The sequence below is a fragment of the Cellulophaga omnivescoria genome (assembly GCF_027915275.1).
In the GTDB taxonomy this organism is placed as follows: domain Bacteria; phylum Bacteroidota; class Bacteroidia; order Flavobacteriales; family Flavobacteriaceae; genus Cellulophaga; species Cellulophaga omnivescoria.
The window spans coordinates 143,040-165,618 of sequence record NZ_CP115819.1; the positions used below are offsets into that span (position 1 = coordinate 143,040).

General features: G+C 33.0%; 20 protein-coding genes and 1 riboswitch. Of the genes, 6 read left to right on the forward strand and 14 right to left on the reverse strand.

Features of this window, described 5'->3' with window-relative positions:
- Positions 1–546 carry a YfiT family bacillithiol transferase gene (locus PBN93_RS00650; protein ID WP_077398460.1) on the reverse strand — a complete coding sequence of 182 codons (546 nt, stop codon included), beginning with the start codon at positions 544–546 and terminating at the stop codon, positions 1–3.
- A gap of 234 nt (positions 547–780) precedes the next feature.
- On the opposite strand from PBN93_RS00650, the gene PBN93_RS00655 reads away from it, so the two are divergent.
- On the forward strand, positions 781–921 hold the full coding sequence (locus PBN93_RS00655) for a hypothetical protein (RefSeq protein ID WP_156099824.1): 141 nt from the start codon (positions 781–783) through the stop codon (positions 919–921).
- Positions 922–933: 12 nt separating this feature from the next.
- Here the strand turns inward: PBN93_RS00655 and PBN93_RS00660 are convergent, their stop codons facing one another.
- From PBN93_RS00660 to PBN93_RS00670, 3 genes are all read right to left on the reverse strand, one after another.
- The gene (locus PBN93_RS00660; protein WP_077398462.1) at positions 934–1,866 is read right to left on the reverse strand and encodes a peptidylprolyl isomerase; all 933 of its coding nucleotides are present in this window, start codon (positions 1,864–1,866) and stop codon (positions 934–936) included.
- A 78-nt stretch (positions 1,867–1,944) separates the two neighbouring features.
- Positions 1,945–3,339, reverse strand: coding sequence for a M28 family peptidase (locus PBN93_RS00665; protein ID WP_077398464.1), 1,395 nt, complete (start codon positions 3,337–3,339; stop codon positions 1,945–1,947).
- Positions 3,340–3,341: 2 nt separating this feature from the next.
- Positions 3,342–4,220, reverse strand: a complete 879-nt coding sequence (locus PBN93_RS00670) for a PPK2 family polyphosphate kinase (RefSeq protein WP_077398466.1) — start codon at positions 4,218–4,220, stop codon at positions 3,342–3,344.
- Positions 4,221–4,396: 176 nt separating this feature from the next.
- Between PBN93_RS00670 and PBN93_RS00675 the strand changes: the two genes are divergently transcribed.
- Positions 4,397–5,053 carry a hypothetical protein gene (locus tag PBN93_RS00675; RefSeq protein WP_077398468.1) on the forward strand — a complete coding sequence of 219 codons (657 nt, stop codon included), beginning with the start codon at positions 4,397–4,399 and terminating at the stop codon, positions 5,051–5,053.
- Between the two features lie 2 nt (positions 5,054–5,055).
- Here PBN93_RS00675 and PBN93_RS00680 read toward each other — a convergent pair whose 3' ends face one another.
- Both PBN93_RS00680 and PBN93_RS00685 read right to left on the reverse strand, forming a co-directional pair.
- Positions 5,056–5,580 carry an SRPBCC family protein gene (locus PBN93_RS00680; RefSeq protein WP_271081887.1) on the reverse strand — a complete coding sequence of 175 codons (525 nt, stop codon included), beginning with the start codon at positions 5,578–5,580 and terminating at the stop codon, positions 5,056–5,058.
- A 79-nt stretch (positions 5,581–5,659) separates the two neighbouring features.
- The gene (locus tag PBN93_RS00685) at positions 5,660–6,319 is read right to left on the reverse strand and encodes a TrmH family RNA methyltransferase (protein ID WP_077398472.1); all 660 of its coding nucleotides are present in this window, start codon (positions 6,317–6,319) and stop codon (positions 5,660–5,662) included.
- A 49-nt stretch (positions 6,320–6,368) separates the two neighbouring features.
- Here PBN93_RS00685 and PBN93_RS00690 point away from each other — a divergent pair, with 49 nt between their 5' ends.
- On the forward strand, positions 6,369–7,061 hold the full coding sequence (locus PBN93_RS00690; protein WP_077398474.1) for an SIR2 family NAD-dependent protein deacylase: 693 nt from the start codon (positions 6,369–6,371) through the stop codon (positions 7,059–7,061).
- Here PBN93_RS00690 and PBN93_RS00695 read toward each other — a convergent pair.
- On the reverse strand, positions 7,024–7,497 hold the full coding sequence (locus PBN93_RS00695; RefSeq protein WP_271081185.1) for a heme-binding domain-containing protein: 474 nt from the start codon (positions 7,495–7,497) through the stop codon (positions 7,024–7,026). The genes PBN93_RS00690 and PBN93_RS00695 overlap by 38 nt on opposite strands.
- A 37-nt stretch (positions 7,498–7,534) precedes the next feature.
- Between PBN93_RS00695 and PBN93_RS00700 the strand changes: the two genes are divergently transcribed.
- On the forward strand, positions 7,535–8,098 hold the full coding sequence (locus PBN93_RS00700; RefSeq protein WP_077398478.1) for an adenylosuccinate lyase: 564 nt from the start codon (positions 7,535–7,537) through the stop codon (positions 8,096–8,098).
- Positions 8,099–8,219: 121 nt separating this feature from the next.
- On the forward strand, positions 8,220–9,563 hold the full coding sequence (gene purB, locus PBN93_RS00705) for an adenylosuccinate lyase (RefSeq protein WP_077398480.1): 1,344 nt from the start codon (positions 8,220–8,222) through the stop codon (positions 9,561–9,563).
- A gap of 83 nt (positions 9,564–9,646) precedes the next feature.
- On the opposite strand, the gene PBN93_RS00710 is transcribed toward purB, so the two are convergent.
- The 6 genes from PBN93_RS00710 to PBN93_RS00735 form a co-directional block, all read right to left on the reverse strand.
- On the reverse strand, positions 9,647–15,313 hold the full coding sequence (locus PBN93_RS00710; RefSeq protein ID WP_077398482.1) for an endonuclease: 5,667 nt from the start codon (positions 15,311–15,313) through the stop codon (positions 9,647–9,649).
- Between the two features lie 185 nt (positions 15,314–15,498).
- The gene (locus PBN93_RS00715; RefSeq protein WP_077398484.1) at positions 15,499–16,308 is read right to left on the reverse strand and encodes a mechanosensitive ion channel family protein; all 810 of its coding nucleotides are present in this window, start codon (positions 16,306–16,308) and stop codon (positions 15,499–15,501) included.
- Positions 16,309–16,470: 162 nt separating this feature from the next.
- Complete coding sequence (locus PBN93_RS00720) at positions 16,471–17,016, reverse strand: DUF4252 domain-containing protein (protein ID WP_077398486.1); 546 nt, start codon at positions 17,014–17,016, stop codon at positions 16,471–16,473.
- Positions 17,017–17,085: 69 nt separating this feature from the next.
- The gene (locus tag PBN93_RS00725) at positions 17,086–17,616 is read right to left on the reverse strand and encodes a DUF4252 domain-containing protein (RefSeq protein ID WP_077398488.1); all 531 of its coding nucleotides are present in this window, start codon (positions 17,614–17,616) and stop codon (positions 17,086–17,088) included.
- A gap of 9 nt (positions 17,617–17,625) precedes the next feature.
- On the reverse strand, positions 17,626–18,045 hold the full coding sequence (locus tag PBN93_RS00730) for a hypothetical protein (protein ID WP_077398490.1): 420 nt from the start codon (positions 18,043–18,045) through the stop codon (positions 17,626–17,628).
- Entirely contained in the window at positions 18,032–18,541 is a 510-nt protein-coding gene (locus tag PBN93_RS00735) for an RNA polymerase sigma factor (protein ID WP_077398492.1), read from the reverse strand. The genes PBN93_RS00730 and PBN93_RS00735 overlap by 14 nt, the downstream gene beginning before the upstream one ends.
- 230 nt (positions 18,542–18,771) lie before the next feature.
- On the opposite strand from PBN93_RS00735, the gene PBN93_RS00740 reads away from it, so the two are divergent.
- On the forward strand, positions 18,772–20,295 hold the full coding sequence (locus tag PBN93_RS00740; protein WP_077398494.1) for a S41 family peptidase: 1,524 nt from the start codon (positions 18,772–18,774) through the stop codon (positions 20,293–20,295).
- Positions 20,296–20,374: 79 nt separating this feature from the next.
- On the opposite strand, the gene PBN93_RS00745 is transcribed toward PBN93_RS00740, so the two are convergent.
- Positions 20,375–22,240 (reverse strand): TonB-dependent receptor plug domain-containing protein, encoded by a 1,866-nt coding sequence (locus PBN93_RS00745; RefSeq protein WP_271081186.1) that lies wholly within the window; start codon positions 22,238–22,240, stop codon positions 20,375–20,377.
- Between the two features lie 94 nt (positions 22,241–22,334).
- Positions 22,335–22,546: riboswitch (cobalamin riboswitch) on the reverse strand.
- Positions 22,547–22,579: the final 33 nt, after the last annotated feature.

The following is a 22,579-nucleotide window of genomic DNA, read 5'->3' on the forward strand; positions in this document are numbered from 1 at the left end:
TTACAGCCAACCCTCTCTTACACATAAATTTTTTATATGCGCATAATGGTGCTTACTATGCCAAGCGTAACTACCTATATTTTCTGCAACTGAAATTTTTGTTTCTCCAGAAGGATGTATAAAATACCTGTTTAACTGGCTATCCGATAAGCCTTTTAATAAAAATACCAACTTGGCATGAAGTGCGGTTATATAATTTAAAGATAATATTACAGGAGATGTAGATGCATCTACTAAATTAGCCCAATCCTTTTCTTCGTAAGCTTTTATTAAAGGAGCATCTTCTGTTAACGCCCATTTAAAACGTGTATAGCTATTATGGTGACTATCTGCAATGTGGTGCACCAATTGTATTACCGTCCAACCATTTGGTCTATAAGGCGTATTTAATTGCTCATTATTTAAATTTAAAACAATATTTGTGAGTTTTACAGGGAATGATTCTAAAGTTTTTATCCATTTTTTTATTTGCTCTTTTGTAATATCCTTTGGGCAACTAAAAACACCTATAGGATATTGTAATGATTTTAATGTACTACTTTTCATACCAACTAACGGGCTATTAAATATCTAATTTACTTACAGTTAAACACTAAAATACATAAAAATTATAATTTAATTAACTTTTTACGCAACCCTTTTAACAAATATGAATCTATTTAAATAAGTACATATAATTAACGCCCCCAAAGTTATATGAAGAAATTTGGTAGGGTTTTTGTTAACATAGTTGTTATGTAAGTAGAAACCTAATTTTAAACACATTTAACCCACATAAATATGATTACTTTTTTTCTTATTTTATCTGTACTAATTGCTGTAAATATTATTTTACTTACTGTAAGTGTAAATGGTAGTTTTTTCTCTAAACGAAAAAACCTCTCCTTAGAAAAGAGAGGTCTTAAAAAAAATTATGCGTAGTAGTTTTTAAAACTATTTAACATCCATTAATTCTACATCAAAAATTAGTGTTGCATTTGGTGGTATAACACCACCAGCTCCTGCACTACCATATGCTAAGTGAGATGGTATAACAAAACGAGCTTTATCTCCTATTTGCAATAAAGCAATACCTTCATCCCAACCTGGAATAACTTGCCCTACTCCTAATTGAAAATCTATAGGTTGATTTCTTTTGTAAGATGAATCAAAAATCTGACCGGTTACCAATGATCCTTCATAATGTACAGAAACTGTTTTACCGCTTTCTGCTTTAGCACCATTACCTTTTTGAATAATTTTGTAACGTAAACCAGACTCTGTAGCATCAAAACCAGCAGCTAATTTTTCCATTTGTGCTTCTGCTTGTGCTTTTTCTTCTGCTAATCTTTTTTCTCTAGATCCTTCAAAAGTTCTAAAAGCTTCAACTGCATTCCATTTTTCTGCCTCTTCACCAACTCTTACTATCTCTAAAGTTTCAATGGTGTCTCCTTGTGCTACAGCATCAACAACATCTTGTCCACTCTCTACGTGTCCAAATACCGTGTGCTTATTGTCTAACCAAGGTGTAGCAATGTGTGTTATAAAAAACTGGCTCCCGTTTGTACCAGGACCAGCGTTTGCCATAGATAACACTCCAGGGCCAGAATGTGTTAATTCTGGATGAAACTCATCATCAAACTTATAACCAGCATCACCTGTACCAGTTCCTAAAGGACATCCACCCTGAATCATAAAATCTGGAATAACTCTATGAAATTTTAATCCGTTATAATATGGTGTTCCTTGTGGTTTTACAGAGTTCTCTAAATTACCTTCTGCCAAGGCAACAAAGTTACCAACTGTACCTGGTGTTTTATCGTGCGTTAGTTTTACTAAAATTTCTCCTTTAGTAGTATTGAATTTTGCGTAAATTCCGTCTTGCATATCGCTTATTTTTTATGAGCCGCAAAGATAGTCATTGTTTTTTGTTCACAAAACACCAATGCGTTTAAGAATTTGTTATTATCCTTTTATCTTTTTTGAGGTTACAATGCCGTATTTATCAAACAAATACACCAAACTTGTCATTGTTGCTGCACCTAACTCTAATTCTCTTTTGTTTACGTGCTCAAAAGTATCATTAGCAGCGTGGTGATGGTCAAAATAACGTTGAGAATCTGGGCGTAAACCTGCCAAAACAATATTATCTTTTTTTAACGGACCAACATCTGCTCCACTACCACCTTTTTCAAACAAATGAATTAAATATGGTTTAAACAAATTTCTCCAACTATCTACTTGTTCAAAATTTTCGGTAGAACAATCAAAAGAAAAGCCTCTTGGAGAAAAACCACCGGCATCACTCTCTAATGCAAAAATGTGGTTTTCTCCTTTATTTTTTGCCACTTCTGCATATTTATTACCTCCTCTTAAACCATTTTCTTCATTCATAAACAAAACAGCTCTTATTGTACGTTTTGGTTTGTAACCAGATGCTTTTATTAAACGAAGTACATCCATACTTTGCACTACACCAGCACCATCATCATGAGAACCATCTCCCAAATCCCAAGAATCTAAATGGCCACCAACTACTATTATCTCATTTGGGTAAGTGCTACCTTTTATTTCTGCTATAACATTGTAAGACTGAACATCGTTATACTGCTTACAATTTTGTTTAAAAAAGAATTTTGTGTTTGGGTTTAATTTTAATGCAGTAGATAACAACTCAGCTCCATTTGTACTAATTGCCGCAGCAGGAATTCTGTTTTTTACAGGAGTATTACCGTAACTCATAGAGCCTGTATGCGGGTAATCATCTAAACGTAAATTAACAGACCTTACAATTACACCAACGGCACCAAACTTTCCTGCTTCCGCCGCTCCAGAATAACGCTGGTCTACACAACCACCATAAGCCGTAAAAGTTACAATATCTTTAGGGTTCATTGGTCTATTAAAAAAAACAATTTTACCCTCTATTTTTTCTTTACCCAATTCTTGTAACTCTTTAATACCTTTTACTTCTATAACACCAGCTTTTAACCCTAAGCCCGATGTAGCAACCGAACCACCTAAAGCACAAATTGGCACACTTGTAGCACTACCATCTTCAGACAGTATATTTGCGTACTCTGGTAAACCACGTACCCACTTAGGAACCATTACAGGCTGTAAATAAACACGGTCTACACCTAAATTTTCTAGTTCTTTTTTAGTGTAATCTACTGCTTGTTGTGCTTGTACAGATCCAGACAATCTTCCTCCTATTTGATTAGACAAATGATCTAACCAATTGTAAGCCATACCATCTGTTAGTGCTGCATCATAAATTGCTCTTAGTTGTTTTTCGTCATCAGTTTGTGCTAAAATAGTTGTACAAACAAATAGGAATATTAGGGTAAGTCTTTTCATTTTTATTCTGATTCTAATTGGTTTTTATACATTTCTAGGTTTGCCTTAATTTTATCATCTAATTCTGGCTCCTTAATATCTTTATACTTTTTAAGTTCTTGCAATAAAATTGATGCCACTATAACTCTAGCTCCTTTTTTACTATCTGCAGGCACAACATACCACGGAGCGTGTTTTTTAGACGTTTTGTTAATAGCATCCTCGTAACACTCTTGGTAAGTATCCCAAAGTTTACGTTCTTTTAAATCTCCAGGGGAAAATTTCCAGTTTTTTTCTTTTAAATCTAGTCTACGTAATAACCTTTGGCGCTGTTCTTCTTTGGACAAATGCAAATAAAATTTATACACTAAAGTTCCATTTTCTGCAGTATGCTTTTCAAAATTATTAATCTGCTCAAATCTTTTTACCCAAAAGGCATCATCTATATCTTCTACACTATGTATACCTGGTATATGCTCTCCCATAATATATTCGGGGTGTACACGTGTTACCAAAACATTTTCATAATGTGTTCTGTTAAACACTCCAAATTTACCTTTAGCTGGTAAGGCTATATAATGCCTCCATAAATAATCATGTTTACGCTCTAACTCTGTTGGCACTTTAAAGCTATGTACCACTACCCCGCGAGCATTAAAGTCTTTAAAAATTTCACGAATTAGACTGTCTTTACCTGCGGTATCCATACCTTGCAAGCATATTAAAACGCTATATTTACCGTGAGCATATAATGTATCTTGAAAATCACCTAATTCTTCTCTAATTTCTTCTAATTCTTTCTTTAACTTTTTATCAGATTCATTAAAAGTTTCTAATGTAGGTTTACTAGAAAGTTTTACTTCTTTGGTTACCTTATATTTTTTTATATCTACGTTACGCACTTTATTTTATTTTATTTTTTTAAGAGCTTGAATATACTATATTTTATTGATGTTTCCTTGTTTTATAACACATCAATAGGATTTATTGTCGCTTTAACGATAATAAAAGGTTATGATAACATTACTAACTATATTGCAAGCGAATCTGTACTTAAGGGTGCCCCAAAACCTTAAAAATGATACGAAAATTTAAAAACACATACCTACTATTAACAGCTTTATTGTTGTTTTCTTTTGTTTCTAACACTGCCTGTGATTTGGTAAATTCTAATTTAGGATTTGCATTAAAGCAAACAAATGATGCGGAGAACGCGCAAGACATAAACACTGTTAAATTCCATACTTATAAAGCCATTAAAACTTTACAAAAGCTAGACAAGCAATTAAAAGATTGTGGCTGCTCTACTGCTAACAAAGAAATTACAGAGGGTTTAAATTTACTTAAAGAAATAACACATAGTGCATCTTTATCTACAGCAAAGTTAATGCTAGAGGATGCTAAAAAAAATATAAGCTCTGGCATAAATAAAATTGCTACCTATAGCAAAAAAAGAAAAACTACTAATACGGAAAAAAGCAGCGCAGAAAATGCAAAAGTTTATGCTACTGTAGATAGTATTTTAATACCGTTAGAAAAGTCTATGTTAGCAATGACTGTAGAAAAAGATAATTGTAAAGAAGCTTATGCAACAGCTAAGGCTATTTATGAGAAAAATGAACTTAAACTTATGGATGAATCCTTAACTGAAGCTAAAAAATACTATCACTTAAGAAGTATAGAAATTGCTAAAAAAACAATGAAAAAACTTGAAGATTGTGCAAAGTCTAAGTAAAATTAGCGCTCTAACTCGGTCTTTAATGCTCGCAAACCTTCTTCAAAATCCTTACCAACGGATTTATCCATATTTATAAAAAGCATCATAATGTTTACAGGGAAAGTATTTTTTCCTGAGAAGCCCCAAGTAACTTTTGTGGTATTACTATCTGTATCATAAAATTTAAAATAACAATTAGACGTTGATTTAAAAGGTTTAAAAAAACGTAATTCACCTTCTATACGTTCTCCTGCAACAATATTAGTAATTTCTTGTTCTCCTTCACCCACTTCTTTATTTCCGTTCCAGTAACTAACAAATCCTATTTTACCATCGGCACCCGTGTATTTACGTGCCATTTTGGGATCTTTTTTTGCCCAAGGAGACCATATTTCTTGGTTTTTTACAAGTAAAAGGTAATTAAAAACATCGTTTTTTGGTTTGTTAATATCTATAGATCTGTAAACATTAAATTTTTTGGGTGCTAATAGTCCTAATAACACTACAAGAGCTACTAAGCCTACAAGTATATAAACAGCTATCATCATTTTGTATGGGGTTTGGTTGGTTCTTAAATTTACAAAAAAATAATAAAACTTTATGTAAGTAATACTCCTGTTACACCTATGTGTTTTCCTTATAATATCGTTCTAAAATATCGTCTATGCTTTTAATAGATTTTTTAGTCCAATCTAGTCTAATAGCTACTTTTTCTTCGGCTGTAAGTTGCCAATTTTTAGTTGTTTTTTTTAGTTCTGTAGTTAAATGTTGTAATATTATTGCTGCAGAAACGGATATATTTAAACTCTCACTAAAACCTACCATTGGTATTTTTACATACCCATCTGCCTTATCTAGAACTTCTTTACTTAATCCACTTTTTTCTGTACCAAAAAACAAAGCTATTTTATCATCAATTTTAAAATCATCTAGCAAATAAGAATCTGTATGCGGAGAAGTAGCTATAATTTTATAACCATTTTTACGAAGTGTATTTATACATTCTGCAGTTGTATTATATCTTGGCGTGCTTACCCATTGTTGAGCTCCCATAGCTATATTTTTATCTAAACGCTCACTGTATTTACTTTCTATTAAGTGTGCGGTTTGCACTCCAAAGGCATCGCAACTTCTAATAACTGCGCTTGTATTATGCATTTGAAAAACGTCTTCAATGGCAACGGTTATGTAATTGGTTCTTTCTTTTAAAATATCCAAAAAACGTGCTTTACGTTCTTCGCTTATTATGTTTTCTAAATACGTTAATAGTTTAGTGTCTGTCATAAACACCAATATAAAAAGAAAAGTTTAATTTTATAAAAAACTACTACAAATGAAAAACATTGTTTTGTTAACAGGAGCCGGTATTAGTGCAGAAAGTGGTATAAAAACATTTAGAGATGCTGATGGTCTGTGGGAAGGCCATGATGTTATGCAAGTAGCTTCTCCACAAGGTTTTGCTACCAATCCTAAGTTGGTTTTAGATTTTTACAACCAAAGAAGAAAACAGTTGTTAACTGTTACACCTAACAAAGCACATTTAGCCATTACAGAATTACAAAACTACTTTAATGTTACGGTTATAACGCAAAATGTAGATGATTTACACGAGCGTGCAGGCAACAAAAATGTGGTGCATTTACACGGAGAACTTTTAAAAGTAAGGTGCACACATAACAATAATGATGTTTTGGACTGGAAAAAAGACTTAGTTTTAGGAGATTTATCTTCTAGCAACAAACAATTACGCCCACATATTGTTTGGTTTGGGGAAGAAGTGCCACTATTACAAAAAGCGGCAGAAATAACTGAAACCGCAGACATACTTATTATAATAGGTACCTCTATGCAAGTATACCCAGCTGCTAGTTTAGTGAATTATGCAAATAATGGTACTCCTATTTATTTTATAGATCCCAACCCAAGTATAAAACAAACAGATTTTAATAACTTAACAATTATAAGTAAAACAGCCGTAAATGGATTACCTACTCTTGTGAAAGATTTAATTGATACAGAGCTCTAGTATTTTTTACCCATTCTATTACAGCTTGTTTTTGGGCACTATTTAAATTTGCTTCGGTGTGTGTCCAAGTATACTCATTTAATGGCATTTCTCCACTTTCTATAGTTTCCATAACCTCATCTAACTTATGGTCTTTTTTCTTTATGGAGTATTTTTCCCATTCAGAGAAATTTAAATGTTTTTTACCATCTTTAACGTGGTCTGCCAACCAATAAGAAACTGGTGCAATATTGTTATACCAAGGATACGCAGTTGTGTTACTATGACAGTCATAACAACTGGTCTCTAATATTTTTTGTACTTCCTTAGACGGGTTTGTTTCTGTTAAAAAGGCAGTTTTTAAGTCGGTTTCTGCGTTATTTTTTTCTGGTCTATAAAATTGCATTGCAATTAAAATAACTAGTAAAACAAATAATATTTTTTTTAGTAATTTCATCAATCTAAAATTTATAACAAGCAAAATACAATTTTTTGTGACTAAAACAGAATTATATTCTTGGTTAAAAAGCGATATCAATCACTCTAGAGAAAAAAGACAACAAATTTCTGGTGTTATTTTAAAAGAGCCTAGCTTGGTTACAGATTTACTTAGCATTGTTTTAAATGTAAACGATCCTATTTCTTGTAAAGCTGCCTGGGTATTAGAGTTTGCTTTTAAAGAGAATAATAGTCTTATTTTTCCGGTAATTACTACATTTTTAAACGGATTAAAATCTTTAAAATTAGAGTCTAGCATTAGACCTTGTGCAAAAATTTGTGAAATTTTAATGTTGCAATATTTCTCAAAAAAAGAAAACCCCATTCAACAAACACTTAAAACTAAACATCTAGAACTAATTACTTCTGCTTGTTTTAACTGGTTAATTGGTGACCACAAAGTTGCTACACAAGCATACTCAATGACAAGCCTTTTTCTATTAGGAAAAAAGTATGATTGGATACACCCAGAACTACGGAGTATTTTAGAAAAAAACTACCTAAACGGAACAGCTGCGTATAAAGCAAGAGCACGGTTAACATTAGCCAAAATAAAATAGTAACTGTGCATTTTATTAATTCTATTTATTAAAATAACAGCACATAAAACAAGCTAACTAATAGGCATATAAACATAGTTTTAACTACCTTTGCAGCTTTTAAAAATCAACACAAAAACAGATGTCTTTAAACCAATTAAATGCCATTTCTCCTATTGATGGTAGATACAGAAACAAAGTAGATGCTCTAGGTTCTTTTTTTTCTGAAGAAGCTTTGATAAAATACAGAGTTAGAGTTGAAATTGAATATTTTATTGCTTTATGCGAAATTCCGTTACCGCAATTACAAGATTTTGATACTGCATTGTTTGAAAACTTACGTACTATTTACCAAAACTTTACTACTGAAGATGCGCAAGCAATTAAAGAAATAGAAAAAGTTACAAACCACGATGTTAAAGCTGTTGAGTACTTTATTAAAAAAGAATTTGATAAGCTTGGTTTAGAAGAATACAAAGAGTTTATACACTTTGGCTTAACATCGCAAGACATTAACAACACTGCTATACCTCTTTCTATAAAAGAAGCTATGAACGAGGTTTACGTTCCTATGTATTTTGATGTTGTTGAAAAATTAGAAGAATTGGTTACAGAGTGGGCAGAAGTATCTATGCTTGCCAGAACTCACGGACAACCTGCTTCTCCTACGCGTTTAGGTAAAGAAATAGATGTTTTTGTGGTTCGTTTAAAAGAACAATTTAATTTGCTAAACGATATACCAAGTGCTGCTAAATTTGGTGGTGCAACTGGTAATTTTAATGCACATAAAGTTGCTTACCCTAATATTGATTGGAAAGCTTTTGGACAAAAATTTGTACAAGAAAAGTTAGACTTACAACATTCTTTCCCAACTACACAAATTGAGCATTATGACCATATGGCTGCTTTGTTTGATACACTTAAGCGTATAAATACTATTATTATTGATTTAGACAGGGATTTTTGGACATACGTGTCTATGGATTACTTTAAACAAAAAATTAAAGCTGGCGAAGTTGGCTCTTCTGCTATGCCACATAAAGTTAACCCTATAGATTTTGAAAACTCTGAAGGTAACTTAGGTATTGCTAACGCTATTTTTGAGCATTTATCTGCTAAATTACCAATTTCTAGACTACAGAGAGATTTAACAGATAGTACTGTACTTAGAAACGCTGGTGTACCTTTTGCACATACCATAATTGCTTTTAGTTCTACCTTAAAAGGATTAAATAAATTATTACTTAACAAGGAAAAGTTTGAACAAGATTTAGAAAACAATTGGGCTGTTGTTGCAGAGGCTATACAAACTATTTTACGTCGTGAGGCTTATCCTAACCCTTATGAAGCATTAAAAGGCTTAACTAGGACAAACGAAAAAATTAATCAGAAATCTATAGCTAATTTTATTGATACTTTAGAAGTTTCTGATGCTATTAAAACAGAATTAAAAGCTATTACACCAAGTAATTATACTGGCATCTAGTAGCCGTTCATTTAATAACTTATATAAAGCAAAAACCCATCAATATTTAAATTGATGGGTTTTTATATTTCTTAACTATTTGCTTAACGCTTAATAAGCAACCTTGCTTTTTGGGTTACACCATTTACTCTTACTTTTAAAAAGTATTTTCCGCGTCTTAAATAACTTAAGTTGTAGGTTAAGTTAGATTTACCTGCTCTAAGCTTTTCTTGTGAACTAAACACTTTTCTACCATAAAAATTATAGATAACAAAGTCTGCTCTAGTTTCTATATTACTATTTAATTGAATATTTAAATAATTTCTAAACGGATTTGGATACAGTCTTAAATTTGTAATAGATACCTGCTCTACTGCATCACAAGCACCTAGTGTTGCTCCGTAATACTTTACAAAAACTGCTGCTGCCCATTTAGACATACAGTATGATTTTCCTCTGTAGCAAACCTCTACTCCTGGTCTGTATGCATTACCACACCTTACATCTTCTACCTCTACGGTAACATCTGCAGTTGTAGTACAACCATTAGCATCTGTTACAGTAACTGTATATGTTGTTGTAGCCTCTGGACACGCTTTAATGTCTTGTGTAGTTTCACCATTACTCCACTCATAACTGTAAGGAGCAACACCACCTTCTATTGCTGTTACACTTAAGGTTGTACAAGAATCAAACCCCAAATAAACCTTTGTATCATCAGAAACAGAAATGTTTATTGCCTCTGGTGCTGTAATACTAAAATCTTCAGTAACCTCATTTCCTAAAGCATCTGTAACAATAACAATGTGCGTACCTGCTCCTAAGTTTATAGCAGTTTCTGTTGTATCGCCAGTACTCCATTCATAAGCATATGGTTTTGCGCCACCTTCTACAACTACTGTAGCTGTACCATCTGTAGCAGAACCACAAGTAACATTTGTTGTAGATATACTTACTAGTTCTAGGCCCTTTAACTGAAAACGCGCAGACACCGGAAAGTGATCTGATACTGTACTTGGATAGTCACTATCATAAAACTCATAATGTACACGCACAGATTCTGCTATATAGTTATCATTTAACTCGTTTGTAATAGTAATATGATCTATCATATTTTCTCTAAAAACATACGATCTAAAATCTTGATTACTTAATGTTTTTGAAACTATATTATAATTAACCTCATCTGTTGCATAAGCATTAAAACTAGATGTTGTAGTTGTTGTAATATCTGCAACCGTTGTATCTACATCATCATTATAATCACCTAATAGAATAAGTTTTTTATCTGCATATTGTACATCTAAAGTATCTTTTAATACCTCAACATCATACTTACGCATATCATACCTACCTTGTGCATCTGTACCACTGTTAGCTCTTGCGTGCAATGCTACCACATTTATTTGCTCTGTAGTACCATTAATGGTTACGTCTGCTGTCATTAAAAATGGTAAACGCCCACTTGCATAAAAACGATCTGTTGTACTTGGATAATTTACCAAAGCAGAATCATCTCCACCATTGTATAATGGGTGAATAGTTTGTAACAATACTTTTGTGTCTACCACATTTACAGTTGACGTATTGTAAATAAATCCTAATTTTTGACTAACACCTGGGTCGTTAGGTCTAGAAACTGCCGGAGAAAGTACATAATCGTAACCAGGAAGTTCACTTACCATTTGAGCAAATAAAACTTCGTCTGCAATTTCTTCTACAGCATAAATATCTGCATCTAACTTTGTAATTATAGCTTTTGTACTGTCTTTTTGTATTGCATCAGACATTGGGTTACCTGTTGCTGGCGAGTTTGCTTCATCTCCAAACCACTCTATATTCCAAGCTACAACATCTAATGTTTTGTCTTTACCTATTTGTACAGGAATTGTTGGTGGTACATATTCTCCTGCACAAGGCATATCTTCTGCAGATCGTGGTAGTAACTGGTAATTTTCATAAAAACGACCAACTACACCTGTAATTTCCGAACAAATAGTAGGCTGACCTAAACCGACTATAGCTTCTACATCGTTATCTATTCTTAAAGATCCGTTGCCCGAGGCATCTGTTATATTGTAATTAGAATTTCCAAACAATATATCTCCTGGTTTAGGAAAAGTAGGATTAATAACTGTTACTAGTTCTGCTGGATGATTAGCCAACTCAGCCAAAGTAATAGTTACTGGCTCTATTGCATTTTTAGGTATACCATTGTTTTCAACATTGGTTACTGTTGCTATTTGTAATTGATCATTAAAAGCAGATCTTGTTCCTGTTACAGTAATAGAATCACCTACCATAAAAACACCTTCTCCGTGTACCAACTCATCAAAAATAGCAATTGCTCCTGTAGCATCTTGTATATAAGCAGAACCAGCAAAAGCATCTGCAACGGTTAACACCCCTGTTACAGTAACCACTTCTCCGTCTGCTACATTTCTTGCCTCTGCAATACTAATAGTTGCTGGTGGTGGTATAACAGCTCCATTTTCTGTTCCTGGTGTTGGTATTGCTTGTGTGTAATTAGATGTGTTTCTTGCTCCTCCTTGTCCGTTTGGAATACGCTGTAAAGAATGTCCGTCTTTATTTCCTAATTCATCCTCATTAATTTGAGCTTCACCTGGATTTAAAAGAGCTAACAATTCAGTAGCATCGCTATCATTAGTGTCATACACCAAAGCATCTATTAAACCATTGGTAGTTACCGCTACATTCTGAAAATCTGAAGCATTACCTGTATATAAAGCCACTGCATCTGCTCCGTTTTGTAAACCATTACTTGGTATTACTAAGCTTACATTTGGTACATCTGCATTACCCATTACAAAATAACCTTCTGCATTAGTTGTGTATCCATCTAAATCATACGCTGCATAGCTTTGGTTGTTAGAACCGTTGTAGTGTACCAAAACAAAACCATCTAAGGCTGTATTTCCTTTACCACCATCAAACAACTCTACAAACTCTTGTGTATCTGTGCCCGCTGTATCTGCATCTAGCTCGTTAATAACTAAAGTAATTGGCTCGGTTGCATTTGTATTAGAAGTTCCTGGTGTTGGTAATGCCTGTACATAAGTAACAGTGCTTAAAGCTGCACCAGAACCATTCGTGTAACGCTGTAAAGAATGTGCATCTTTATCACCTGCTCCACCTTCGTTCATTTGTGCTTCTCCTGCATTTAACAATACCAATAACTCAGCATCATCACTATCATTAGTGTCATATACTAAAGCATCTAAAAGGTTTGCAGTACTTATGGTAGAGTTGTTAGGAAAATCTGTAGCATCTCCTGTATACAAAGCAACAGCATCTGCTCCGTTTTGTAATCCGTTACTTGGTATTACAATATTTACATTTGGTACATCTACATTTCCTATTACAAAATACCCTTCTTCATTAGTTGTGTATCCGTCTAAATCATAAGCAGCATAACTTAGGTTATTAGATCCATTATAAAAAACTAGCACTTTACCATCTAAAGAAGTATTTCCCGCTCCACCATCAAACAGCTCTACAAATTCTTGTGTATCTGTACCTACTGTATCTGCATCTAACTCATTAATTAATATTGATGCTTCTGTTGGTGGTACAACCACAACTTGTCCGTTTGCAGTACCTGGCGTAGGTGTTTCTTGTGCAAATGTAGAGGTGTTTTGAGCTCCTCCTGCTCCGTTTAGTATACGCTGAGAAGAATGGTTGTCCTTATCTCCTGCTCCGCCTTCATTAACCTGAGCTTCTCCAGCATTTAACAAAACCAATAATTCTGCATCATCACTATCGTTAGTATCATATACAACAGCGTCAACAATATTGTCTGTTGAGATTTCAGAACCGTTAGGAAAATCTGAAGCATCACCAGTGTATATAGCAACAGCATCTGCACCGTTTTGTAAACCATTACTTGGTATCACTAAACTTACATTTGGCACATCTACATTACCAATTACAAAATAACCGTTTGCATTTGTTGTGTAGCCATCCAAATCATACGCCGCATAGCTTAAATTGTTAGACCCATTATAAAGCACCATTACTAAACCATCTAGTGATGTATTACCACTTCCTCCATCAAACAATTCTACAAATTCTTGTGTATCTGTACCAGGTGTATCAGCATCTATTTCATTTATTAATATTGAAGGAGTTACTGGTGTAGAAGAAGTTCCTTCTAATCGAACATCATCAAAACCAGCATAATCACTACCTCCGTTTTGTTTTACAAATAACTTTAAACTTATTGAAGAAACCGTGTTAGGAACTGAAGCTGTAATTTGTTCCCAGTCTGTAGTGCTATACGGACTACCAACTGTTATAACTTGTATTCCTTGAGAAGTACCATCGTGAAAAATTTCATAACTAATTGTATCCCCGTTGGTAACATCATAACCAACAACATTTACTGCAAATGATAAACTCACATCTGTATAGGTAGATATATCTACAGCGTCAAAAGTTAATGTTCCACCATCTGCTGAACCACAATTACCTTCTAAATCTCTAATTCCAAAGAAACTTGTTCCTGTATTTGCTGTATTTATAGATCCTACGCTAGTAACTACATCCCAAACATCACTACCTCCATCATTACAATTGCTTGGTGATGCTATATAGTTCCAGTTATCTGTAGCAGTGCTCTCATATCCTTGAAAAACAATATAATCTCCTGTTGGAGGCGTTACTACCGCACCCTCTAGAGTTGTAACAGAAGCTGTATTACTATTTACAGATGTGTTACTTGCAGCGTCTATTGCTTTTACCGTAAACGTATAAGTTGTGTTAGCTGTTAAGTTTGTTACTTGGTATGATGTTCCGCTAACAACACCTGCTAAAGTAGTACCATTAAAAATTTGATACGCTGTAACACCTACATTATCTGTAGCAGCATCCCAACTTAATAGTGTCTCTGTTTCTGTTGTATTTGCTGCAACCAAATTTAAAGGTGCTGTTGGAGCTTCTGTATCTGAACTTGTATTGTTAAATTTGTTTTCTGCTTGTGGTCCTCCCCAAATAGCAGTTGCAAAAGCAGGATTATCTATAAAAGGGTTTCTATTTCCTTGAATTCCTTCTAACAATACATTTCTATTAATTTCTACTTGAGAAACTGGATCTTGTGCATTCCATTCTAAAAAAATATCTGGAACATCTGTACTATAGGTAGTTGCCCCTGTACCTACTGCTGTAGGCAAACATTGGTTGCCATAACGTACGTACATATACAATATCATTCTGGCAACATCTCCTTTCCACTCATCTCCAGGATACCAAACATTACCACTCATTAAACCAGCATTACCACTACCAGCACCAAAAGGATGGTTATTACGTAACGAGTTAAACTGTACATCTGAAGATCTTAAATGGTGCGCATCTGATCCTGGACCAGATGTTCCTAAATTAGGGTTACCTAACGATTTTGGAAAAACGTGCTCTCTATTCCAATCTCCAACGCCGCCGCCATTGTTATTTTTACTTCTTGTACGGTCTGTTGTTGTGTTACCATCTGTATCATTATAACCATAAACTAACAATACATTATTAGAGTTTGCCGGATCTAAATCTGTTTGTTTTAAAGCGTCCCAAACGCCTGGTGTATAACTTAGTACGGTTGTTTGTGTAGTTGTTACTAAGTTTGCTAAATTGTTTTTTAAGTTACTCCCTGTTTGGGTAACATCTGTTCCGTTGTAATATGCTGGTACTTGGCTATAACCCAATACGGCCACTAGCAGCATTCCAATGTAAATGAATACTTTAAGGTAATTTTTCATCATAATTTATATAGGTTTGTCGGCCGTAAAATTACTACTAAATAAAACCAAAGAAAGTGCTCTAATATTAACTTATTATTAACGATTAGTGTTTTTGTTAATAACATTTATTGTTAATATTAACGTGCTTAAACAGCAAAAAAAAAGACCGCATATAGCGGTCTTTATATATTAAAAAACAAATTGTCTTATTTATTAATTTGTACTTCGTGTGGGTAAGGAATTTCAATTTTAGCATTATCTAATGCTACTTTAGAACCCTCTACTGTAGCAAAAAATACATCCCAGTAATCTTCTGGCTTACAGTAAGGTCGCACTGCTAAATTTACAGAACTGTCTGCTAATTCTTCTACATTTACAGATGGTGCTGGGTCTTTTAATACTTTTGGGTTAGCTTGTAACATTTCTAAAAGCACCTGTTTTGCCTTTTTCATATCTTCGCCATAACCAATACCAACGGTAGTATCTACCCTCATTTTACCTTCCGCAGTATAATTAATAATGTTACCATTTGCCATTGCACCATTAGGTACTATTGCTAATTTGTTTTGTGGTGTAATTAGCTTGGTAGTAAAAATTTCAATTTCTTTTACAGAACCTAATACGCCTTGTGCCTCTACCAAATCTCCAATTTTGTAAGGTTTAAAAATCATTATTAAAACGCCTCCAGCAAAATTACCTAAAGAGCCTTGTAATGCTAAACCAATAGCTAAACCTGCTGCTGCAATAACTGCTGCTAAACTTGTAGTTTCTACTCCTAATGTAGAAATAACGGTAATGATTAAAAAGATTTTTAATCCCCAACTTACTAGGTTTAGTAAAAACTTTTGTAAAGATTCATCGTAATTGCCTTTGGACATTACTTTTCTAGCAACACCTACTAGTTTTTTAATAAGCCAGGAACCAACAAGATAAATAATTATAGCCATAATAATTTTTGGGCCATAATCCATTACTTTCTCGATTGCTAAATTCATCCATTTTTCTGGATTCTCCATAATTGTTAATGTTTAAATAGTTAATGTTGGGTACAAGATATAAAATGTATTCTAAAAAAAAATTAAACACATTAACAGTTGTTAACATTTTACCATTTTATAACAAAAAAAACCTGCTTAACATAATTAAGCAGGTCTGTAACAAATAAAAAGTGTTAAAAATTAACTTTTAAGCAATTTCCCTAGGTCTTTAAATGCCCCTTCATCTAAATTAGACTTTTCCATAGCACTAATAAATTTACCCAAGTAAGCAGGATTCATTTTATCTCCTACTAAGCGTATTAAAGCAAAACCTTTATCATCTTTATAACCATAAACAATTACCTCATCTATGGCATCTTCTTCTCCGGTAAACTTAACTACACCTTTTGCCATTTTAGAGTTAATTTTCATTAACTGAGTGTATTTTTTATTAGATAAAATTGCATTCACTTTAGTTTTCTCTACTTTATATGACGCAACATTATCTGTGGTTTTATTAAATGCTAAAACATTTACTTTTTTAATAGACTCTACTGCTTTTTTCTCTTCAGGAGATAAATCTGCCGATGCTATATTTAAAATACTCCTAGGAATATCAAAAGAAATGAAATTTTCATTTTCATTACTATCTACATAATATTCTTGTAAACTTTGGTTAGAAGAGCAAGACCCTAAAGTAATTAACAAAGTTAATGCTACTGCTAAATATTTAATACTGTTTTTCATATTGATTGATGTTTAGTTGTTAAAATCATCAAGGTTATTTTTTAACCTTGATGATTGTCTTATTTTTTATTATTTAACTTCGTTTAATTGCTCTGGCAAGCCCATTTTACTTGTTAGTGAGCCTATTTTATTTAAATCTATATCTCCTGTTATAGATACTAAAACAGTTTCTATTTTACGATTATCTATTTTAGCCCCTTTTACATCACTTACAAACATTAAAAGTTCACTTACGTGATCTTCATCTTTACCACTTTTTATATAAAACTTAATGTTTGCATCTTTATCTTTTACACGCATTAACTCTTCTAAAGATGCTGTTTTTAAATAAGATTTCATTGTGGTAAGCATATCTGCACCAATAGCTTTATCTTCTGTAATAAACACTTTTAGGCTACTTATACTTTTCCCTATATCTATAAAATCTTGCGTTTCTTTATCATCCACATTTACATCTATTTTTGTTAATAGGTTAAACATACTTTTATTTACAATAACAGATGATACGTTATCTAAATCCTCAAACTTGTCAAAAATTGACTGTGAAAATCCTGTAAATGGTAGTGCAGTAAGTACTGCTATAATTAATAATTTTTTCATAATTTAATTTTAATTTGTTTTGTAAATCTTGTTTGTTGCTTCTTCAAATTTGTTAAGGTAAACCAATTTTTCGGTGCCTTTGTTTAAGTTTTGAGCTATAAGGCTAAATGCTTTTTCAGTTTCTTGCAAAACGTATTCTGCCTCTTTTTGCTCACGGTAATCGTTACCAAAATATATGCCTAATACTAAAACTGCTACTGCTGCTACGGATAACCATTTATAATTTCTTTTTCTAGGTTTTAATGGTACCTGCTTGGTATAAGTTTCTTCTTTGGCGTTAGAAAAATATGTAAACATTGTTGTGTACTCTTGTAAATGCGGAGCAACATCACCCTTTAAAAAATAGGCTTTTATTGCTTCTTCTTCGGCAACCGTAGTGGTAGCTTCAAAATACTTTTCTAATAATTTTTCTATATTATGCAATTCCATAATTATGTTTTTCCATTAATTTTTGTCTTACTGTTTTTCTTGCTCTAGACAACGCAACTCTAACTGCTGCTGGTGTCATTTCTAACATTTTTCCAATTTCTTCAAAACTGTACTGCTCTACATCTCTTAACTGCAGTGCCATTTTTTGCTGCTCTGGCAAACTCTCCATTATTTTCTCTACCCAATTAACACTGTCTTGCGCTTCTACTTGGCGTTGTAAAGATGCATTACTATCTGTATAATTACTATGCACCAATTTTAAATTGTTTGCTTGTTTAGATTTTAAACGGTCTAAACAAAAGTTTTTGGTCATTGTCATAGCAAATGCTTCTACACTAGCATACTGTTTCATCCGGTCGTTTTTAGACCATAATTTTAGCAGTATTTCTTGGGTGGCATCCTCTGCCTCCTCTGTAGAGACTAGTAATCTTTTGGCTAGTCTATACAGTTTATCCTTAAAAGGCATTACCACATTTAGAAATTCTGATTGTTTCATTTTTTAGTTTGGTTGTTGTTACAAACACTATTACTAGGTTTATATAAGCAAGACGACATAGAATGATTTTTGTTACAAAAAAATTTTTTTTTGTAAAAGTTGTCAGTAATTTACAGCATTGTAAACCGACACACTATATATAACGTATGTAACATATACTTAATATATGTGTAAAATTATGGAACAATAGTTGCAACCAACTATGTTCTTACACTAAATAAATAACTATTATGAAAAAAACAGTATTACTATTATCTGGGTTGTTTTTATTTATAGCATCCTGTGATAAAAACGATGATGATGGCGGCGGAGAAACACCACAAGCAGTTACACTTAACAATGAAATAAACGAATTTATTTGGAAAGGATTAAACCATTGGTACTATTGGCAACCAGATGTGACTAACTTAGCAGATACTAAAGATGATGACCAAGATGCTTTTTATACATATTTGAATAGCTATAGCACTCCTGAAGATTTATTTAAGGCTTTAAAATACGAGGAAAAAGATGATTTTTCATGGTATATTGAAGATGTAGATGAGCAATTAGCGAGTTTTAATGGTATTAGTACTACTTACGGTATTACTAGAGGGCCTTTAGTAAGAGTTGGTTCAACAGACAATGTTGTACAAGTTATAGGTTCTGTTGCAGCTGATTCACCTGCAGAAACTGCAGGGCTAAAAAGAGGTGATATTATTTCTAAAGTTGATGGTGAGGTTATGACTATTGACAATTACCTAATTATTAACAAACTATACACCCAAGAAAATGTAACATTAGGTTTAGCTACTGTTTCTGAGAATGATGAGTTAACACAGACCGAAGAAAAAGCAATTACTGCTGCAACCCTATCTATAAACCCTGTACTACATACAAGTATTATAGAAGAAGGTGGACGTAAAATTGGATATATTGTTTACGAAGGTTTCCGTGGTACATATAATGGCGAATTAAACGATGCTTTTGGAGAATTAAAAACAGCTGGCGTTAATGAACTTATTTTAGATTTTAGATACAATGGTGGTGGCTCTGTTTTATCTTCTGCTTTATTGGCTAGTATGATATATGGTGAGGCAACTGCAGAAACAAATACCGTAAGCGGCGAAATTTTTGCAGAGTTAAAATACAATACTAAAAGAGATGCTGCTAATAGTAGTACTTACCCATTTTTTGAAGATGTTTTTTTATATGATAAAACAACAGGAGCATATTCTGGAGCAACTGATATGAATAGGTTAACAGGCATTACCAGACTTTATGTTATTGGCACAGAAAGAACAGCTTCTGCTAGTGAAATGATTATAAACGGATTAAGACCATACATACCTGTTAAGGTTATTGGAGAAAAAACAACTGGTAAAAATGAAGGATCTATTACTGTTGTAGATGCACCAGGTAATTCTAACACAGAACCATACACAGATACCGATAACAGAAGTACAAAACACACTGTTGGTATGCAGCCGATTGTTTTTCAGATATTTAACAAATTAGGAGAAAATGATTATGGTGATGGTTTTGTACCGGACGTAGAAGTTGTAGAATTTCAGTATTACAAAAACCTTAAACCATACGGTGATACTACAGACCCTTTATTACGTGCTGCTTTAGATGATATGCTTGGTACTGCTGGTAAATTTGATTTACAGAAAGATACAGACGCAGCTAAAGTTACAAAAGGTGTTACATATCCTAAGTTTAGCTCAGAAATGTATATAATGCCAAATGATATTAAGCCTACTAGTAAATAACTTAGGTTTGCTAACTCGGTATTAAAAACAAAAAGGCTCACTAAATAGTGAGCCTTTTTTATATTGTATTACATCTAATTTATAAAGTAAGGTTTAACCCTAATCTAACGTTAGCTCCTTTTGTTGTAAAACCTAATATCTCTGTATACTCCTCATTTAACAAGTTACTTGCATTAGCAAATACAGTTAATTTATTATTTATAAGTGTATGCGAAATATATAAATCTAAAAGCGTGTAAGCGTGTAGGTTTACATTTGTAGCTGGGAAAGTTGCAAAATCAGAATCTGATCTATTACCTACCATTGTGTAATTTAAAGATGCGTTTGTACGGTCTGAAAAATTGTAGTTTGCAAAAGCATTTACCTTATGCTTTGGTAAACGTATGCCTGCATCACCTTCTCTTTCTGTAAATGTATAATTTGCTCCAATGTTTAAGGCGTTAACTGGTGTATAGTCTAACTCTACTTCTACCCCTTTTGCTTCAATTTTATTTTCTGCATTGTCATAACCTGTTGCACCGTAAAAAACAAAATTTTCTTCATTTCTATTAAAATATAAAGCACTAACTCTTAATTTGCCGTTTACTGCATATTCTAAACCACCCTCAATTGTACGGTCTTCTTCTGGATCTAAATCTGGATTAGCTCCAAAGTTACCAAATAACTGGTTTAAGCTTGGAGTTATATAAGATGTTGCGTAAGACCCCATCAATTTAACATAACCATTTTCATTTTTAATAACATAAGATGGGTTAACGTTGTAAACAAAATTAGAACCATACTCAGAATGGTTATTTAAACGAGCACCTACATTTAAGTTTAATCCAAAATCTGATACATATACCACATTAGCATAAGGGTCTACAATAGAAAAATCTTGTACCTCTGCATATTCAGTTTCATCATTAATATAATTTAATCCTAAAACTGTATAAAAAGAATCATTAAAATTGTACTTGTTATATACGTCTACTACTATGTTTTTACCTTCATAAGCACTAGGAAAAGCAGATTGGTTTTCTGAACTATACTCACTGTAAGCTCCATTAACAACAACAGAACCTTTATTGTATTTATAAGTTGATGATAAGCCTGCTCTTTTTTGATCGCTAATAAAAGAATAAGGAGCATCTAACATCCCAAAAGACTCATCATACTCACCACTATTTTTTGTTTGGTTACCATAAACATTCACAGAAAATTTATCAGAAAAAGCATATCCTAAATTTACATCTGTGCTGTAGTTAGAGAAATCATCTTTTTCATTTTCTGGAGTAACTATAGCAGATAAACCATCAGAATACCTATTAGAAAAACCAACTTTATATGTAAACTTATCCAAAGTACCACTTATACGCGCACTATTGGCAAAATCATTAACATCAAAATTTTGGTCTGCTGCTGTTTGGTTTGTACCAACACTTGCCTGAAAATTACCAGAAATAGCATCTTTAGCAGCTTTTTTAGTAGTAATATTAATTACTGCAGTTGCCGCATTTGTACCGTAAAGTGTACTTGCCGCTCCTTTAATAATTTCTATAGACTCTATATTTGCAGCGGTAAGCAATCTTAAATCGTACTCTTGCCCTACAGAAGATGGGTCTGACACCCTAACACCATCTACAATAACCAATACTTGTCTTCCTCTACCACCACGTGCAAATACACCTAAAACAGTACCTTGCCTACTTGTACTACCTGCAATAGAAAATCCACTTTTTGTATTTATAATTTCGGCTACCGTTTTACCTTGATTTCTTTTTAACTCTTCTGCAGTAATTTTTATGACTGTTTTACCAGAGTTTTCTCTTTTCAATTCAAAACGAGAATCACTTACTACAACTTCCTCTAATTTTTGAACCTTTACTTCTTCTTGTTCTTGTTGTGCTACAACAGTTGCACTAGCCAATATAGCCGCACATAAACCAATAATTTTTTTGTTCATTTTGTGTTTCATTAATAAAAACGGGAGTAGAAATTATATTAATTTCTGCGTATGTCTGTACCCATACGTAAACTTTTATCCCGAAAGTTTAACATTAGTTGTTTTGAATATGGCAGGTCTCCTGACTTGCGTCTTTTTGCTCTCCTTCCCATCTTAATAAAATACAAGACAGTGGATCTGTAGTTACAAAAAGCATTTACCCTTGGTAAACTAAGCTTACAGTTGCGGGAACAGTTTTGGATTTTCACCAAATTCCCTTTTAATCTTACTACGCTATATAGTAGAACCAAAATTCGGCGCAAAAGTAATCCTTTTTACTCAATTTTTTCATTCAAATTT

Excerpts from the sequence above, each read along its gene's own strand:
- PBN93_RS00720 (WP_077398486.1), bottom strand. The coding sequence starts at position 17,016 with ATGAAAAACAGTATTAAATATTTAGCAGTAGCATTAACTTTGTTAATT.
- PBN93_RS00665 (WP_077398464.1), bottom strand. The coding sequence starts at position 3,339 with ATGAAAAGACTTACCCTAATATTCCTATTTGTTTGTACAACTATTTTA.
- PBN93_RS00695 (WP_271081185.1), bottom strand. The coding sequence starts at position 7,497 with ATGAAATTACTAAAAAAAATATTATTTGTTTTACTAGTTATTTTAATT.
- PBN93_RS00685 (WP_077398472.1), bottom strand. The coding sequence starts at position 6,319 with ATGACAGACACTAAACTATTAACGTATTTAGAAAACATAATAAGCGAA.
- PBN93_RS00715 (WP_077398484.1), bottom strand. The coding sequence starts at position 16,308 with ATGGAGAATCCAGAAAAATGGATGAATTTAGCAATCGAGAAAGTAATG.
- PBN93_RS00675 (WP_077398468.1), top strand. The coding sequence starts at position 4,397 with ATGATACGAAAATTTAAAAACACATACCTACTATTAACAGCTTTATTG.
- purB (WP_077398480.1), top strand. The coding sequence starts at position 8,220 with ATGTCTTTAAACCAATTAAATGCCATTTCTCCTATTGATGGTAGATAC.
- PBN93_RS00735 (WP_077398492.1), bottom strand. The coding sequence starts at position 18,541 with ATGAAACAATCAGAATTTCTAAATGTGGTAATGCCTTTTAAGGATAAA.
- PBN93_RS00745 (WP_271081186.1), bottom strand. The coding sequence starts at position 22,240 with ATGAACAAAAAAATTATTGGTTTATGTGCGGCTATATTGGCTAGTGCA.
- PBN93_RS00690 (WP_077398474.1), top strand. The coding sequence starts at position 6,369 with ATGAAAAACATTGTTTTGTTAACAGGAGCCGGTATTAGTGCAGAAAGT.
- PBN93_RS00730 (WP_077398490.1), bottom strand. The coding sequence starts at position 18,045 with ATGGAATTGCATAATATAGAAAAATTATTAGAAAAGTATTTTGAAGCT.
- PBN93_RS00725 (WP_077398488.1), bottom strand. The coding sequence starts at position 17,616 with ATGAAAAAATTATTAATTATAGCAGTACTTACTGCACTACCATTTACA.
- PBN93_RS00660 (WP_077398462.1), bottom strand. The coding sequence starts at position 1,866 with ATGCAAGACGGAATTTACGCAAAATTCAATACTACTAAAGGAGAAATT.
- PBN93_RS00680 (WP_271081887.1), bottom strand. The coding sequence starts at position 5,580 with ATGATAGCTGTTTATATACTTGTAGGCTTAGTAGCTCTTGTAGTGTTA.
- PBN93_RS00740 (WP_077398494.1), top strand. The coding sequence starts at position 18,772 with ATGAAAAAAACAGTATTACTATTATCTGGGTTGTTTTTATTTATAGCA.
- PBN93_RS00650 (WP_077398460.1), bottom strand. The coding sequence starts at position 546 with ATGAAAAGTAGTACATTAAAATCATTACAATATCCTATAGGTGTTTTT.
- PBN93_RS00710 (WP_077398482.1), bottom strand. The coding sequence starts at position 15,313 with ATGATGAAAAATTACCTTAAAGTATTCATTTACATTGGAATGCTGCTA.
- PBN93_RS00655 (WP_156099824.1), top strand. The coding sequence starts at position 781 with ATGATTACTTTTTTTCTTATTTTATCTGTACTAATTGCTGTAAATATT.